The organism is Cryobacterium sp. LW097, from assembly GCF_002205495.2.
Classification (GTDB): Bacteria; Actinomycetota; Actinomycetes; order Actinomycetales; family Microbacteriaceae; genus Cryobacterium; species Cryobacterium zongtaii.
In genome coordinates this window covers 3,178,245-3,193,188 of record NZ_CP021992.1, presented here as the reverse complement: position 1 = coordinate 3,193,188, position 14,944 = coordinate 3,178,245, and the positions used below count along the sequence as shown (strand labels likewise).

General features: G+C 69.2%; 19 protein-coding genes. 10 read left to right on the top strand and 9 right to left on the bottom strand.

The features are described from left to right. Positions 1-66: 66 nt before the first annotated feature. Positions 67-915 (top strand): methyltransferase domain-containing protein, encoded by an 849-nt coding sequence (locus B7495_RS15030; RefSeq protein WP_168195338.1) that lies wholly within the window; start codon positions 67-69, stop codon positions 913-915. Between the two features lie 164 nt (positions 916-1,079). Here B7495_RS15030 and B7495_RS15025 read toward each other — a convergent pair whose 3' ends face one another. The 5 genes from B7495_RS15025 to B7495_RS15005 all read right to left on the bottom strand — a co-directional run bounded on the left by B7495_RS15025 (position 1,080) and on the right by B7495_RS15005 (position 3,369). Beyond that, on the bottom strand, positions 1,080-1,334 hold the full coding sequence (locus B7495_RS15025; protein WP_088457295.1) for a zinc-ribbon domain-containing protein: 255 nt from the start codon (positions 1,332-1,334) through the stop codon (positions 1,080-1,082). 54 nt (positions 1,335-1,388) lie between these two features. After that, the gene (locus B7495_RS15020) at positions 1,389-1,598 is read right to left on the bottom strand and encodes an RNA polymerase sigma factor (RefSeq protein WP_088457294.1); all 210 of its coding nucleotides are present in this window, start codon (positions 1,596-1,598) and stop codon (positions 1,389-1,391) included. A 237-nt stretch (positions 1,599-1,835) separates the two neighbouring features. Then, positions 1,836-2,147: an AzlD domain-containing protein gene (locus tag B7495_RS15015; RefSeq protein ID WP_088457293.1), complete on the bottom strand. Its 312-nt coding sequence runs from the start codon at positions 2,145-2,147 to the stop codon at positions 1,836-1,838. Continuing rightward, positions 2,144-2,893 (bottom strand): AzlC family ABC transporter permease, encoded by a 750-nt coding sequence (locus tag B7495_RS15010; RefSeq protein WP_088457292.1) that lies wholly within the window; start codon positions 2,891-2,893, stop codon positions 2,144-2,146. Before B7495_RS15010 ends, B7495_RS15015 begins: the two co-directional genes overlap by 4 nt. 35 nt (positions 2,894-2,928) lie before the next feature. Then, positions 2,929-3,369 (bottom strand): Lrp/AsnC family transcriptional regulator, encoded by a 441-nt coding sequence (locus B7495_RS15005; protein ID WP_088457291.1) that lies wholly within the window; start codon positions 3,367-3,369, stop codon positions 2,929-2,931. 68 nt (positions 3,370-3,437) lie between these two features. Between B7495_RS15005 and B7495_RS15000 the strand changes: the two genes are divergently transcribed. Continuing rightward, positions 3,438-4,079, top strand: a complete 642-nt coding sequence (locus B7495_RS15000; RefSeq protein WP_088457290.1) for a hypothetical protein — start codon at positions 3,438-3,440, stop codon at positions 4,077-4,079. Here the strand turns inward: B7495_RS15000 and B7495_RS14995 are convergent. The 3 genes from B7495_RS14995 to B7495_RS14985 all read right to left on the bottom strand — a co-directional run bounded on the left by B7495_RS14995 (position 4,076) and on the right by B7495_RS14985 (position 7,078). After that, complete coding sequence (locus B7495_RS14995) at positions 4,076-4,861, bottom strand: glucosamine-6-phosphate deaminase (protein ID WP_088457289.1); 786 nt, start codon at positions 4,859-4,861, stop codon at positions 4,076-4,078. The genes B7495_RS15000 and B7495_RS14995 overlap by 4 nt on opposite strands. Before the next feature lie 97 nt (positions 4,862-4,958). Beyond that, positions 4,959-6,200 carry a PTS transporter subunit EIIC gene (locus B7495_RS14990; protein WP_088457288.1) on the bottom strand — a complete coding sequence of 414 codons (1,242 nt, stop codon included), beginning with the start codon at positions 6,198-6,200 and terminating at the stop codon, positions 4,959-4,961. A gap of 134 nt (positions 6,201-6,334) precedes the next feature. Beyond that, complete coding sequence (locus tag B7495_RS14985; RefSeq protein WP_088457287.1) at positions 6,335-7,078, bottom strand: GntR family transcriptional regulator; 744 nt, start codon at positions 7,076-7,078, stop codon at positions 6,335-6,337. 237 nt (positions 7,079-7,315) lie between these two features. Here B7495_RS14985 and B7495_RS14980 point away from each other — a divergent pair, with 237 nt between their 5' ends. The 6 genes from B7495_RS14980 (at position 7,316) to B7495_RS14955 (ending at position 13,406) form a co-directional block, all read left to right on the top strand. Further along, on the top strand, positions 7,316-7,549 hold the full coding sequence (locus tag B7495_RS14980) for a glucose PTS transporter subunit EIIB (RefSeq protein ID WP_088457286.1): 234 nt from the start codon (positions 7,316-7,318) through the stop codon (positions 7,547-7,549). Continuing rightward, positions 7,546-8,019 (top strand): PTS glucose transporter subunit IIA, encoded by a 474-nt coding sequence (locus tag B7495_RS14975; protein WP_088457285.1) that lies wholly within the window; start codon positions 7,546-7,548, stop codon positions 8,017-8,019. The genes B7495_RS14980 and B7495_RS14975 overlap by 4 nt, the downstream gene beginning before the upstream one ends. Before the next feature lie 37 nt (positions 8,020-8,056). Continuing rightward, the gene (gene nagA / locus B7495_RS14970; RefSeq protein ID WP_088457284.1) at positions 8,057-9,256 is read left to right on the top strand and encodes an N-acetylglucosamine-6-phosphate deacetylase; all 1,200 of its coding nucleotides are present in this window, start codon (positions 8,057-8,059) and stop codon (positions 9,254-9,256) included. Positions 9,257-9,352: 96 nt separating this feature from the next. Next, positions 9,353-9,892, top strand: coding sequence for a pyridoxamine 5'-phosphate oxidase family protein (locus B7495_RS14965; protein WP_088458120.1), 540 nt, complete (start codon positions 9,353-9,355; stop codon positions 9,890-9,892). A gap of 128 nt (positions 9,893-10,020) precedes the next feature. Next, the gene (locus B7495_RS14960) at positions 10,021-10,842 is read left to right on the top strand and encodes an ABC transporter ATP-binding protein (RefSeq protein WP_088457283.1); all 822 of its coding nucleotides are present in this window, start codon (positions 10,021-10,023) and stop codon (positions 10,840-10,842) included. After that, positions 10,839-13,406, top strand: coding sequence for an ABC transporter permease (locus B7495_RS14955; protein ID WP_088457282.1), 2,568 nt, complete (start codon positions 10,839-10,841; stop codon positions 13,404-13,406). The genes B7495_RS14960 and B7495_RS14955 overlap by 4 nt, the downstream gene beginning before the upstream one ends. A 90-nt stretch (positions 13,407-13,496) precedes the next feature. Here the strand turns inward: B7495_RS14955 and B7495_RS14950 are convergent, their stop codons facing one another. Then, positions 13,497-14,120: a superoxide dismutase gene (locus B7495_RS14950; RefSeq protein ID WP_088457281.1), complete on the bottom strand. Its 624-nt coding sequence runs from the start codon at positions 14,118-14,120 to the stop codon at positions 13,497-13,499. Between the two features lie 61 nt (positions 14,121-14,181). On the opposite strand from B7495_RS14950, the gene soxR reads away from it, so the two are divergent. Further along, positions 14,182-14,646 (top strand): redox-sensitive transcriptional activator SoxR, encoded by a 465-nt coding sequence (gene soxR, locus B7495_RS14945; RefSeq protein ID WP_088457280.1) that lies wholly within the window; start codon positions 14,182-14,184, stop codon positions 14,644-14,646. Positions 14,647-14,694: 48 nt separating this feature from the next. After that, entirely contained in the window at positions 14,695-14,817 is a 123-nt protein-coding gene (locus B7495_RS14940) for a ribosomal protein bL36 (RefSeq protein ID WP_088457279.1), read from the top strand. Positions 14,818-14,944: the final 127 nt, after the last annotated feature.

The window sequence follows — 14,944 nt, the reverse complement described above, 5'->3', positions numbered from 1 at the left end:
GTCGACCCGTCGTTTTCGCTAGCCTTGAGCCTTCCCGACCACCGCCCGCGAGGAGCACGCCTACCCATGCCGACAGTTGCGCTGGAGCCTCGCTATTTCGACCGGATGGGCTCCTCGCTCGGCGACAAGGCGCGGATGGTGCTGCCGCACCTGCGTGGCCCCCTGGTGCTGGATGTCGGAGCCGGCGGTGGCGAGCTCACCGCCGCGATCGCGGGTGCCGGCTTCCGGACATCCGCCCTGGACGCCGCGCCGGACGCCATCACCAGGCTGACTGCGCTCGGGATGTTGCACGAGGTGCGGCGCGGCTACGCCGAGCAGGTGCCGCAGCTCTTCGACGAGCCGTTCGACACGATCGTCGTGAGCGCCCTGCTGCATGAGGTCTACTCCTACGGAACGTCGCCGAATACCGAGCCAATCCTGCGCGGGTACGACGCGCTGGCACTCACCGTGACCCGGTGCCGCGAGAGCCTGCGCGGTCGGGGCCGCTTGATCATCCGCGACGGTGTCATGCCGGAACGGCCCACGGAGCTGGCGACCGTGGACGGATTGTCCGACGAGGACGTCGAGGCGTTCCACGATTACCTGCGGCGCAGCCCGCACCCGTTGTTGCGGGCGCTGCACCTGCGCGGGCGGAGCCTGACCGGCACCCGGCATGCCGTCGCCGAGTTTCTGCTCACGCTCACCTGGGGCATCGAGACCTTCCCGCGGGAAGCCCTGGAGCGTTATCAGCTCTTCACTCTGGGCGGGTACAGCCAATACGCAGGGAACCTGGGCTTCGATCTCGTGCACAGCGAGGCGGTCACCCAGCAGGGATACGTCGACGCCCTCTCTTGCCTCAGAGTCACAAGCGGCGACCGGCCGTGGTTCCCGGCCACGAACGGCCTGTGGGTGTTCGAGAAGCGATCAACCCCGTAGCCGGCTCTGCAGCAGCCGAAGCCCGCCGACAACTGTTGCCGGTGTACCGGGCGCAAGTGCCCGGATGGGCAACAGTTGCGCGGACTAGAAGAGGTGACCGTAGCCGAGAGCGACGAGGAGGTGGCGCACCGGTCTCGAGGCGCCCGGAGCGCCTGTCGCAGCGTCTAGGAAGACATGCGGGACTGCACCCAGTCCAGTGAATGTCGCGCCTGGTCGGCGCTGAGGCGGGTCTGTCCACCACAGTTCGTGCACTCGTTGGAATACTTGGTGGAGAACGAGAACAGCGGCAGAAAAAACACCGTGAACCGGTTCGCAGACTTCACGACATTTTGCGGCGCTCGCTCCCCGCAGAATGCGCAGACGAACGTGACGACGTTGATGACCTTCTGCGAGGCATTGATGCCGAAGAGGAGAAACATTGTCGGTTCCTTCCGAGGGTGTCAGGACAAGGATTGCCCGACTCCCGGTAGTAGTCAGGCGGCGACGCGCAGGGCCGAACGCAGGTGCGTGAGGCCCTCGCTCAGACGGGAATCGGCGACGTCGACGCTCACGCCGAGCAGGTCGGCGACCTGATTGTTGCTGAAGCCCGAGTAGTAGGCGAGGTGAATCGCCTGGCGGTGTTCCGGCGACAGGGTGTCGATGGCGTCCGTGGCGTGGTCGAGGGTATGAGTGGTTGTGAACATGAATCGTACTTTTCGTTATGACGTGTGAAGGCGGCGCGCAGCATTGCGTGCGCCGAAATTCGAACAGCGTAGGTGATCGACCGTAAGTCCCGGTCGAGTGCGTCCGAGCGGGTAGTACCCGTTCGAGCGGTGCGTGACTCCGGCCATGGATTGGGGCAGCGGAGTGGTCGGATCGTGGTAAGGATCGACGCGCAACTTCCTACACTAGCACACGGGCGGGGCCGATCCCGCCCAGGACTACGGCAGGCCGAGCAGCCGGAGCCCGGCCGCCGCTGCCGCACCCACGATCACCACGACGAGGAACGGCGCCTTCAGCCACAGGGCCACGGCGGCGGCCACCAGGGCCCCCAGCCTGGCGTCGAGCACCAGCTGTTGCCCGGTCGCCACCGAGTTGGCGACGGTGAGGGAGGCCAACAGGCCGATGGTGAGGGTGCCGGCGACCCGGGCCACCCGAGGATTCGCCAGCCACTTCTTCGGCACAAGATAGCCGAGGAGCTTGGTGAGAAAGCCCACGACGCAGGCGACGACGATCCAGAACCACAGGGTCACGAGGGGTCCGTCCGGTCGGTCTGCACGGTGTCGGGATACGGGTCGATGTCGGGTTCCAGGCCCTCACCGTCGGGTCCGGCCCGGTACCCGAACCAGCCGACCGCGGCAGCCACGACGGCCGCCACCAGAATCGGCACGCCCGGCGGCACGAACGGCACGGCAAGGATCGTGGCGAGCGCGCAGGCCGCGGCGATCGCGCCGGCGTCCCTGGACCGCAGCCGCGGCCAGAGCAGCGCCAGGAACGCGGCGACGGCTGCACCGTCCAAACCCCACTGCTTGGGGTCGCCCAGCGCGTCACCGGCCAGGGACCCGACCAGGGTGAACAGGTTCCACAATACGAAGATGCCGATCCCGGCCACCCAGAAGCCGCGCCTCTGCTCGAGAGGGTCGGTCTGACCGGTGCTCGTGGCCAGCGACTCGTCGATGGTCACCTGGGCGGCCGCGAATCGCCGCCATCCGCGCGGATGCAGAAGCACGTTCATCTGCATCCCGTACACGGCGTTGCGGATGCCCAGCAGCGCCGCCGCGCTCGCGGCGGCCACCGGCGTGCCGCCACCGGCGATGACCCCGATGAACGCGAACTGCGAGCCGCCGGAGAACAGCAGCAGGCTCAGCGCCTGGGTCTGCCACACGGTCAACCCGGACGCGACGGACAGGGCGCCGAACGAGACGCCGTACAGGCCGGTGGCCACGGCGATCGACAGGCCGACCCGGGCTCCGGGGGACTGGCGTAGGGACGTGGGCACCGGCCGATTTTAGCCGAAGCGGCGCCCGGCGCGGGTCATTCCCTGGCGGTGGCGGGTGGGCGCAGGGCGAGCCGGGTTTGGGTCTGGCCGGCCCCGGCCTGCTTTTTCAGGCGGTGCAGCAACTCGTTCAGGTGCGTGGTGTCGTTGACCCAGACGTGCAGCAGGTAATCATACGGACCTGTCACATGCGCGGCGTCGCGCACCTCCGGCTCGGCCAGCGCGGCGAGGAGGAAGGAGTCGGAGTCCGCGTCGGCGCGGAGCCGCACGTCGATGAAGGCCTCCAGCCCGAGTGGACCCAGCGGGGCGTCATCGGCCAGCACGGCCCGATATCCCACGATGACCCCGGTCGATTCGAGTTTCCGCACCCGCGCGGCAGCCGCGTTCGTGCTCAGCCCCACCGCGGCCCCGAGAGCACTGAAAGAAATGCGCCCATCGGTGCGCAGAATGCCGATGATTTCGCCGTCGAGGTCGTCCATGCCGCGATTGTAGCCGTGCCGCCGCGAAAATCTAGGGGCCGGGTCGGCGGCGAGGCAGGATCGTGGGCATGGAGATCGAGCTGGGGCCACTGTTCGTCGGCGGATTGCTGGCCGGGTGGGGCGTGGCCGTGCCGCTCGGCGCCATCGGCGTGCTCCTGATGTGGGAGGCTCTGGCGGGCGGCTTCGGCGCCGGGGCCGTGGCCGCGCTGGCGGTGGCTCTGGTAGACGGACTCTACTGCGTGGCCGCGTTGGCGATCGGTGCGGCCGCCGCACCGGTTTTCGCCTCGTGGGGAGCGGCGCCGGCCGTGGGCGCCGGGCTGATCCTCCTGCTGCTGGGTGGTCTCGGGCTGCGCCGCCGGCCCGCGGCGACCGTGCCGCGCGACAAGCCGCGACCGCCGTCGCCGGGCCGGGTCTTTGCGACGTTCGCCGGGCTCACCGCGATCAACCCGGCGACGCTGCTCTACTTCGGAGCGCTCACGGCGGCGTTGCCGCCGTCCCTCGGCCTGCACCGGGCGCCGGCCGTGTTCGTGGCCGGCGCCCTGGTGGCCTCCCTGGCCTGGCAACTGATTCTGGTCGCGGTGGGGGCCTTCGCCGGCGGCCGGATCGGCGTGCGGGGCCAGGCCCTGCTCAGCACCTGCGGGTACGGCGTGGTGATGCTGCTCGGTGCGGCCGCCGTCGTCGCGGCGCTGCTCGGCCTGGTGGCCGGTTAGATGACCTGCCAGGCCGGCTTGTTCGCGTAGGTGTACCGGTAGTAGTCGAGGTTGGCCAGGCGGGAGGCCGCGGCCTCATCGACGAGCACGGTGACGTGCGGGTGCAGCTGGATGACGGAGCCCGGGCTGCTGGAGGTGACCGGACCCTCCACCGCCGCGGCAATGGCCTCGGCCTTCTCCTCGCCGAAAGCCAGCAGGATCAGGTGCCGTGCCCGGCGGATGGTGCCCAGGCCCTGGGTGATGCAGTGGACGGGAACATCGTCAGGGGAGCTGAAGAACCTGGCGTTGTCGATCCGGGTCTTCTCGGTGAGGGTCTTGACCCTGGTCAGCGAGGCGAACGAGGAGCCGGGCTCGTTGAAGCCCACGTGACCGGTGCGGCCGATGCCGAGGATCTGCACGTCGACGCCGCCGGCAGCGCGGATGGCGGCCTCGTACTCGCTGCCCGCGGACTCGAGGGTGGCCAGGTCGCCATTTGGCACCCGGATGTTGCCGGGGGTGAGACCCAGGGGCAGCACAGCGTCACGGGTGATGACGGCCCGGTAGCTCTCCGGGTGTCCGCTGGGCAGGCCCACGTACTCGTCGAGCGCGAAACCGCGCACCCGGCTCACGTCCAGCGGGTCGCTCCGCAGCGACTCGGCGAGGGCGCTGTACAGCGACATCGGCGTGGAGCCGGTGGCCAGGCCGAGGACGGCATCCGGTTTCTGGCTGATCAGTGCTCTGATCGATGCGGCGGCGATGATGCCGGCGTTGGTCTCGGATTCGAGGACGACTACTTCAGCCAAGGGATGCTCCAGGTGCGATTTGAAAATGGTGGATGGTGCGAGAAACGATGGTGCCGACCGGTGCCGCGAGCGCTGCTCGCGACACCGGCCGGGCGGGCTAGACCGCGGTCTTCGAGGTGGAGTCGGGGGCTCCCTCCTCCACGATGTCGTCGCCGCGGCCCGGCGTCTTCAGGTTCCAGCGGCGGATGACGAACCGGAACAGGAAGTAATAGAGCGCCGCGTAGGCCAACCCGATGGGGATAAGCAGCAGCGGTTTTTCGGCCAGGCCGAAGTTGAGGATGTAGTCGAACGCGCCGGCACTGAAGGTGAAGCCGTCGCGAATGCCCAGGAAGTTGACCAGGGCGAGCGAGGTGCCCGTAAGCACGGCGTGGATGGCGTAGAGCGGGAAGGCGACGAACATGAACGAGAATTCGAGCGGCTCGGTGACACCAGTGAGCATGGCGGTGAGGGCGCCGGAGAGCATGATGCCACCGACGATCTTCTTCTGCGACTTCTTGGCCTCGTGCCAGATGGCCAGGGCGCCGGCGGGGAGGGCGAACATCATGATCGGGAAGAACCCGGTCATGAAGGAGCCGGCCGTGGGATCGCCGGCGAAGAAGCGGTGCAGGTCGCCGGTGGCGCCGTTGTAATCGCCCAGTACGAACCACATCACGGAGTTGAGGATGTGGTGCAGGCCCACCGGGATGAGCAGCCGGTTGGAGGTGCCGTAGAGGAACCCGCCCCAGACGTCATTCGAGCTGACGAACGAGCCGAAGTTGGTCAGGCCGCCGCTGAACGCCGGGTAGAGGAAGCTGAGCAGGACACCGAGCACCAGGGCCACAACGGCGGTGACGATCGGTACGAACCGGCGTCCGCCGAAGAAGGCCAGATAGCTGGGCAGTTTGATGCGGTGGTATTTCTGCCACAGCACCGCGGAGACGACGCCCATGAGGACACCGGCGAGGACGTTGTAGTCAACCAGCACCTGTTCGGCGCCCTTGGCGGGCAGGCCCATGACGAAGGGCGACATGGCCTTGCCGACGTTCGTGAAAACGAGGTAGCCCACCACGGCGGCCAGGGCTGTTGAGCCATCCGCTTTCTTGGCGTAGCCGATCGCCACACCGAGCGCGAAGAGCAGCGCGAGGTTGTCGAACAGTGCGCCGCCGGCAGCTCCGATCACCGCAGCGCCGGTTTCGAAACCAGGGATGGCGCCCAACAGGTCGGGTTGGCCCAGACGCAGTAACAGGCCGGCGGCGGGCAGGGCGGCGATGGGCAGCATGAGGCTGCGACCGACGCGCTGGAGTTGGGCGAGGCCCGGGACTTTTCGTCCCGTTCCGGCATCAACGGTGGTGCTGGACATGGATTCCTCCTGTGGTGGTGCTCGTGGTGTGTCTTGTGGACGGGTGAATGGTGTGGGGTCAGAGGCTGCGGGAAGGCATGCTGGCGCTGCCGATGAGCTCGGCAGGCCACCCGGGTGGGGCGGAGCAGGCTGACTTACAGTTCGTGGTTGAGGTCGAGGGTCATGTGGATCTGGTAGCGGTCGCCCCGGTACCACGAGGTGACGTGTTCAACGGGGGTGGACCCCGCCGACGAGGTACGGAGGAAGACGAGAAGGGGAACGCCCACGTCGATGCCGAGTGGTTCGGCGAGTTCGGCATTCGCGGTCTCGGCCCACGCGGTCTGTTCGGCGTGGTCGATGCGCAGGCCGTACTCGGTGGCGAAGGTGGCGTAGAGCGAGCGAGTGAGGTCCTGGCTGCCAAGGTCGGGCAGCAGGCCGGTGGGGTAGTAGCCGCGTTCGAAGGCCATCGGGATGCCGCCGGCGAGCCGAAGGCGCTCGACCTGCTGCACCTGCGCCCCGGCCCTCAGGCCCAGCGCCGCACGCACCTCGAGGGGCGCATCGATCAACCTGGACCCCATCACGACGGTGGCGGGCACGAGGCCGCGCCGGCGCATGTCTTCGGTGAACGAGGCGAGGTGCAGGTCGCTCTGCACGCGCTCGCCGGCGACGAAGGTGCCCTTGCCCTGGATGCGGTACAGCACGCCCTCGTCGACCAGTTGGCGGATCGCCTCCCGCACCGTTGACCGGCTCACGCCGTACTTGGTCATGAGCTTGCGCTCCGGCGGGATCGCGGCATGGGGTGCCAGGGTGGTCTCGACTCGTTCGAGCAGGATGGACCGCAACTGCACGTGCTTGGGCACGGCGCCGTTGGCGAGGACCGGGCCGTCGAGGTGTGTCACGACTTCATCACCTTTCCGGGGTGTTGGCGTTCGGTGAGCGTGCTTTCTGTGATCCAGCTGACAACCAACCGGACCACTTCCGCTTTGTGGTCCGTACTGGTACGGTCCAATTACTCGATAATGGAGGTGCGGCGGTCGGTTTGTCAAGGGCCGGCCCGCACAGGCGTCTCGCAGATGAGAGCCTCCTTGTCGACCGATCCATCCCACAGATCCGTAAACATTTCCGAGGAGTAACTAATGAGTAGCAAGGCAGAGCAGATCCTGGCCGGCCTCGGCGGCGCCGACAACGTCGTCGACATCGAGGCGTGCATCACCCGGCTGCGCACCGAAGTGACCGACCCCACGCTGGTCGACGAACCCGCCCTCAAGGCCGCCGGTGCGCACGGTGTGTTCAGGTCCGGCACCATCGTGCAGGTCATCGTCGGCCCCGAGGCCGAGAACCTCGCCGACGACATCGAGGACCTCAGGTGAGCGTCGCCTCCTTGATCGTGCTCGCGCCGGTTCCCGGCCGGGCCGTCGAGCTCGGCCTGGTGCCCGACCCCACCTTCGCCCAGGCGATCGTCGGGCCCGGCGGGGCGATCGACCCTCCTCGCGAGGTCGTCGACGCGATCGCGCCGATCAGCGGCAAACTGCTCAAGGTGTTCCCGCACGCCTATGTGATCGTGGCGCCCGAGGGCGTCGGGGTGCTCGTGCACCTCGGTATCGACACCGTGCAGCTGAAGGGTGCGGGGTTCACCCTGCGCGCCCAGCAGGGCGACACCGTCACCGCCGGTGACGTGATCGTCAGCTTTGACGTTCCCGCCATCGTCGCGAGCGGCCGCGACCCGATCGTGCCGGTGATCATCCTGGAGCGCCAGGCGGAGAACATCACCCTGGCCGACGCCGTGGCCGCCGGTCTGGAGCTCGCGGCCGGAGACACCTTCCTCACCGTCCGCGGCTGACCCGCAGCCCGCCAATCACAACCCAGGAGACCCGTTCATGACACCGCTCACTTCGCGACCCGCCACTGCAGAGCATGCACCTGTGCTGCCGGGCGATGCCGGACCGGGCACCGCCACGCCGCTGCTTCTCGCCGCCGGCACGGTGATCCTGCCCGACCGGGAGTACTCACCCGGCTGGGTCGAGGTGCGCGGCGGCCTGATCGTCGGCTGCGGAGCCGGCGACCCACCTCGGTCCGCGGATGTCTCGCTGCCGGCCGGGGTGCTCGCGCCGGGCTTCATCGACGCCCACAACCACGGTGGCGGCGGGGTCAGTTTCAACGATGCGGACAGCGCCGTCGTCGCGAGGCGGATCACGCAGACCCACCGCGACCACGGGACCACCACCATGATGGCCAGCCTGGTGACCGCGCCCATCGACGAGATGGAGTGCCTAGTGCGGGCGCTCGCGGAGCTGGTGCACGAGGGGCTGCTGGCCGGCATCCACCTGGAGGGCCCGTGGCTGAGCCCCGCGCACCGGGGCGCGCATGCCGAGCACCTGTTGCTGCTGCCGGACCCGGCGAGCGTCGAGCGGCTGATGGGGGCCGGCGGCGGCGCGGTGCGCATGGTCACCATCGCCCCGGAGCTTGAGGGCGGCCTGGCCGCCGTTGCGCGCATCGTGGAGCACGGCGCCGTGGCCGCCGTCGGCCACACCGACGCGGACTACGACCTCACGCAGGCGGCGATCGCGGCCGGGGCAACCGCGGGCACCCACGTCTTCAACGCCATGCGGCCGCTGCACCACCGCGCGCCGGGCGCCGCTCTGGCGCTGCTCGACGACCCCGCGGTGTTCGCCGAGCTGGTCGCCGACGGGGTGCACCTGCACCCGGCCGTCGTACGCCTGATCACGGAGAGTCCCGCCCGCCCGGTTTTCGTGACGGATGCCATGGCCGCGGCCGGCGCCGCTGACGGCGACTACAAACTGGGCGCCCTGGATGTGCGGGTGGTGGACGGCCAGGCGCGGCTGATGGACGGCACCATCGCCGGCAGTGTCCTCACCCTCAGCCACGCGGTGCAGTACGCCGTGTTCACCGCGGGGGTGCCGTTGCCGCTCGCGATCCGGGCCGCCACCCAGAATCCCGCCGACCTGCTCGCCCTCGTCGACCGCGGCCGCATCCTGCTGGGCCTCCGCGCCGACCTGGTGCTGCTCGACGCCGACTTGCACGTGCACGCGACCCTCCTCGAGGGCGCCTGGGTTTAGGCGCGCGGGACTCGCGAACCGTGCGTCAAGCCCCAGAATTCTCGAGTTTTCGGTGCTTTGCTCACGGCTCGCCGGCGGATGGGTAGGCTCGCGAACGTGAGTGACACCTTGAGAGCGCGGCTGCGGGCCCTGCCCGACTTCCCCGACGACCTGCCCGCATTCGACCCGGCCACCGCCCCGGCCGACCCGGTGGAGCTGTTCCTCAGCTGGTTCGAGGCGGCGCTCGCCGCCGGGGTGCGTCAGCCGCACGCGTTCAGCCTCGCCACCGTCGGGGCCAGCGCCGGCTCCGGTGCCGGGGCGCCGTCGTCGCGGATGCTCATCCTCAAAGACCTCGACGACGACGGATGGCAGTTCGCCACCGCACGCACCTCCCGCAAGGGCCGCGAGCTGGCGGCCAACCCGCAGGCGGCGATGAACTTCTACTGGTCCCAGCTCGGCCGCCAGGTGCGACTGGTCGGCCCGGTCGTCGAGCTCTCTGCCGACTCATCCGCCCGGGACTGGGCCGCACGCCCGGCCGCCGATGCGGCACCGAACCCGGCCTGGCAGCTCTACGCGCTGCGCCCCACCGAGATCGAGTTCTGGCAGGCCAGCGCCGACCGCCGGCACATCCGCCATCGCTACGACCTTCCTGGCTAGCCCGCGAGCGGCGCTCAGGGTTCGCTCAGGGTCGAGTCAGGGTTCGTCCCGATGCCGCGATGCGAAGAGAAGGGCAACACTGGGGATCGACCCCAGCGCGCCCGCGCTCCGACCGTGAAGGACCGTACATGACCGCCCATACGCTCACCTCGAACCACCCTGCGCGCTCGCTCACCGCACCGCCGGCATCCGTGATCGCGTACGCCAGGGGCCTGGTCAAGACCTACGGCACCGGCGAGACCGAGGTGCGCGCCCTGGACGGCATCGACGTGGACTTCGCCCGGGGCGAACTGACCGCGATCATGGGCCCGTCGGGGTCGGGGAAGTCGTCGCTGATGCACTGCATGGCGGGGTTGGACACCGTCACCGCCGGCACCGTGATCGTAGACGAGATGAACGTGGGACGCATGTCGCAGCGGCAGCTGACGGCGCTTCGCCGCACCCGGCTCGGCTTCATCTTCCAATCGTTCAACCTGATTCCCACCCTCACCGCCGCCGAGAACATCACCCTGCCGCTGGACATCGCCCGGCGCCCGGTGGACCGGGCGCATCTCGCCGCGATCGTCGCGGCGGTCGGGCTCGAGGACCGCCTGCACCACCGTCCCAGCGAACTTTCCGGCGGCCAGCAGCAGCGGGTGGCCTGCGCCCGAGCCCTGGTGGCCCGGCCGGCCGTGGTGTTCGCCGACGAGCCCACCGGCAACCTCGACTCGAAATCAGCCGGTGACCTGTTGCGGTTCCTGCGCGGGTCGGTCGACGACCTCGGTCAGACGGTCGTGATGGTGACCCACGACGCCCGGGCGGCGGCCTACGCCCACCGGGTCCTGTTCCTCGCCGACGGCCGACTCGTGCAGGAACTCACCGACCCCACCCAGGCGTCGGTGCTCGACGTCATGCGGTCGATGGGCGACGAGACCGAGACCGAGCACGAGCACGACGGCGCCCGGCGATGACCCGGGTCGCGTTGCGCGGCATCCGCGCCCACCTGGTGCGCTTTCTGTTGTCGCTGCTGGCGGTGACCCTCGGGGTCGCCTTCGTGGCGGGCACCCTGTCGCTTCGCACCATGATGGGCTCCACCTTCTCCGGCATCGTGGCCAGCTCGATGCAGGCGGATGTCTACGTGCGCGGCAGCGAGCCCGCCGCCAGTGCCGCCCAGGCCGGCAGCTCGGCCGGTGACGTGCGCGAGGCCATCCCGGCCGATCTCGCCCGGACCCTCAACACCGTCGACGGTGTGCGGCATGCCCTGCCGGCGGTCTCCGGGCCCATCGTGCTCGTCGGCGCCGACGGCACGGCCGTGGTGAGCTCGCAGGCCCCCACCTTCGGGATGGCTCTCCACCCCGACGACGACACCCTCGACATCGTCGCCGGGCGTTCACCCGTCGGCGCTGGGGAGATCGCGCTGGAATCGGCGACCCTCGAGTCGTCGGGCCTGACCGTTGGCGACGAGACCTCGGTGGTGCTCGCCGGTGAGGTCCAGGCCGTGTCGGTCGTGGGAGAGGTGTCGCTCGGGGCGCCGATGGCCGGCGCCACCATCGTCTTCCTCGACGTCGCCACCTCCAACGCCGCCTATGCGCCCGACGGCCTGGTGGCGAGTATCGACGTCTACGGGGACACCGGGGTGGACGAGCAGATCCTGGTCGGGAGGGTCGGCGCGGCCCTGGCCGCCGCCGATGCGGCCGGCGTCGAGACCGTCACCGGCACCGCTATGCGCACCGAGGCCACGGCAGACATCAACGACATGCTCGGCTTCGTGCAGACGTTCATGCTGGTGTTCGCCGGGATCTCCCTGTTCGTGGGCGCGTTCATCATCTCCAATACCTTCGCGATGTCGGTGCAGCAGCGGATGCGCGAGTTCGCGCTCCTGCGCGCCGTCGGCGCCTCGCCCGGTCAGGTGTTCGCCTCCATCCTCATCCAGGCCGCGGTGGTGGGCCTGGTCGGCTCCGCGCTCGGCATTGCCGCCGGCCTCGGCCTGGTATCGCTCGTGCGGATGGCGGTCGCCCAGATCGGCATGAACCTGTCCGGCAGCATCCCGCTCGACCCCGCCACCGTGGTGATCTCGCTACTGGTGGGCACCCTGGTGAGCATCGCGGCGGCGGCGCTGCCGGCCCGCCGGGCGGCGCTCACCCCTCCGGTGGAGGCCATGCGCGAGGCCGGCGGCGCCAGGTCCAGGTCGCTTCGGCTGCGGTCCATCGTCGGATCCGTTCTCACCGTCGCCGGCCTGGCCGGCCTGGTCGCCGCCTGGTCCAGGCCCGACCCCGACGGTCCGGCACTGCTGGGCGTCGGTGCCGCCGGTGTGGTGGTCGGGGTACTGGTCCTGGCCCCGGTGATCGCCCGGTATTCGCTGAGCGCTATGGCCGCGGTCTTCGTCGTGGCGGTCAAACCGCTGGGCCGGCTGGCCCGCGGCAACGTGATCCGCAACCCGCGCCGCACCGCGAACACCGCGGGGGCGCTCATGATCGGCATGGCCCTGGTGGGCGCGGCCTCGGTGCTCGCCGCGTCGGCGACGGTCTCGACCCGAGCGATCGTGGACGACGGCTGGATCGCGGACTTCTCGGTGCAGTCTGCCGCAGGGGTGGTGCCGACGGGTGTGGTGGCTGACCTGCGCGCCCTGGACACAGTGGACTCCGTCGACGAGCTGCGCTACGGCCCGGCGATGCTGGCCCCCGCAGCTGGTGGCACCGTTGCCGAGCGGTCCATCATCGTGGTGGCGCTGCCGCCCGCCGCGCTCGGGCACACCCTCGACTTCGACGCCGTCGAGGGCACGCTGGCGGGCTTCGCGGCGGGGCAGCTTGCCGTTCAGCGCAGCGTGGCCGACGACCGCGGGTGGACGGTGGGCGACGACGTGACCTTCACGACGGCGGCCGGCGAGGCATCCGCTCCGATCGGCGCCATTGTCGACACCGCCGTGATCGGCGCGCCGATCATCATGCCCGACGACGCCTTCGAACGCATCGTGCCGTCGTCGCAGATCGCGATCGATTCGTTGCTGATCACCTCGGCCGCGTCCGCCACGCCGACGGAGGTGCGCGACGACCTGACCGGGGCGGCCGCGCCTTACGTCGTGCTCTCGGTGCTCGACAAGGAGGAGTTCGCCGGCCAGCTGGCCGGGCAGGTCGACCAGATCCTCGGCATCCTCTACGCGATGCTGGCGCTGTCGATCATCATCGCGATCCTCGGCATCGTGAACACCCTGGCGCTGTCGGTGATCGAGCGCACCCGGGAGATCGGGCTCATGCGCGCGGTGGGGCTGGGGCGAATGCAACTGGCCGGGATCATCACCATCGAATCGATCCTCACGGCCCTGTTCGGCACCGTCCTGGGCATGGCCGTCGGGGTGGGCATTGCGTCGCTGATGCCCGCGGTGTTCACCGGGATCGGGCTCACCGAGCTCGCCATCCCCTGGGGCCAGCTCGCGTCGATGCTCGGGGTTGCCGCCCTGGTCGGCGTGCTGGCAGCGCTCTGGCCGGCGATCCATGCGGCGCGGTTGCCCGTGCTGCAGGCCGTGTCGGCGGACTGACCGCGTCAGACGCAGGCAAGCCGTGAGCTAAGCCCCAAAAACCTCAGGTTTTTGGGGCTTAGCTCACGGCTCGCCAGAGGGGCGCCGGGGTTACAGCGTGATCAAGCCCGAGGTGGTGTCGCGCGCCTTGGTGAAGCGGGCGGAGACGTTCTCCCAGTCGGTGACGGTCCAGAACGCCTTGACGTAGTCGGCGCGCACGTTCTGGTAGTCGAGGTAGTAGGCGTGCTCCCAGACGTCGAGCATGAGCAACGGGACGATGCCGGCGGGCAGGTTGCCCTGCTGGTCATAGAGCTGCACGATGATGGGCTGCTGACCCAGGGTGTCCCAGGCGAGGATCGACCAGCCGGAGCCCTGAACGCCCATGGCCACGGCGGTGAAGTGAGCCTGGAACTTCTCGAACGAACCGAAGGTGTCGTCGATCGCGGCAGCGAGCTCGCCGGTGGGCTTGTCGCCACCGTCCGGGGACATGTTGGTCCAGAAGATGGAGTGGTTGACGTGGCCGCCGAGGTTGAAGGAAAGGTCCTTCTGAAGCTTGTTGACGAAGGTGAGGTTGCCTGATTCGCGGGCCTCAGCGAGCTGGTCGAGTGCGGCGTTGGCGCCGGTCACATAGGCCTGGTGGTGCTTGCTGTGGTGGAGCTCCATAATGCGCCCGCTGATGGCGGGCTCGAGGGCGGCATAGTCATAGGTCAGCGTGGGAAGCGTATATGCGGTCATTTGTTTACGATATCGTCTCAAGTGCACTTGAGATCAAGGAGAAGGCCCACTGTCAGAGCACTTGTCCAGCAAGGATCTCCTGCCGATCGGGCAGATTGCCGCCCGCGCCGGAGTCCCGGTCTCCACCGTGCGCTACTACGAAACGCTGGGGCTGATCCCCGCGCTGCGCTCCAGCGGCAACGTGCGCCTCTTCCCGCGGCACGTGCTGAGGCGCATCGCCCTCATCCAGGTTTCGGTGCGCTACGGGATCTCGCTGGCCGAGGTCGCCGTGATCCTCAAGGACCTGCCGGACAGCCGCCCACCGAGCCGGGCCGAGTGGGGCACCATTTCCGCCACCTGGGGGGAGCACCTGGCCAGGCAGCAAGCCGTGCTCGAGCGGATGCAGGCCGAACTCACCGGCTGCATCGGCTGCGGTTGCCTGTCGCAAACCCGGTGCGCCGTCGTGAACTCCGATGACCGCCTGCGCACAGACGGTGCCGGCCCACGCCGGGTGCTCGACGCGCCGAACGCCGCCGGAGCGGAATAATTTCGGCCGTTGTGTGTTGCTTTGGGTAACCGACGGAAGGGAGCCAGGATGAAGGTGCGTAACTCACTGGGTTCGATGAAGAAGATGCAGGGTTCACAGACGGTGCGGCGCCATGGGCGCACATTCGTCATCAACAAGTTGAACCCCCGATTCAAGGCTCGCCAGGGTTAGTCCCGTCGACTGCGGTGCGCGGGTCCGGCCGATCCGTGCAACCGCTCGAGTGGCGAGTTGGCATTTCCAGCCCATGACGAATGACCCCGGCAGCGCCGGGGTCATTCTGCGTATCCGGCCGGCGCGA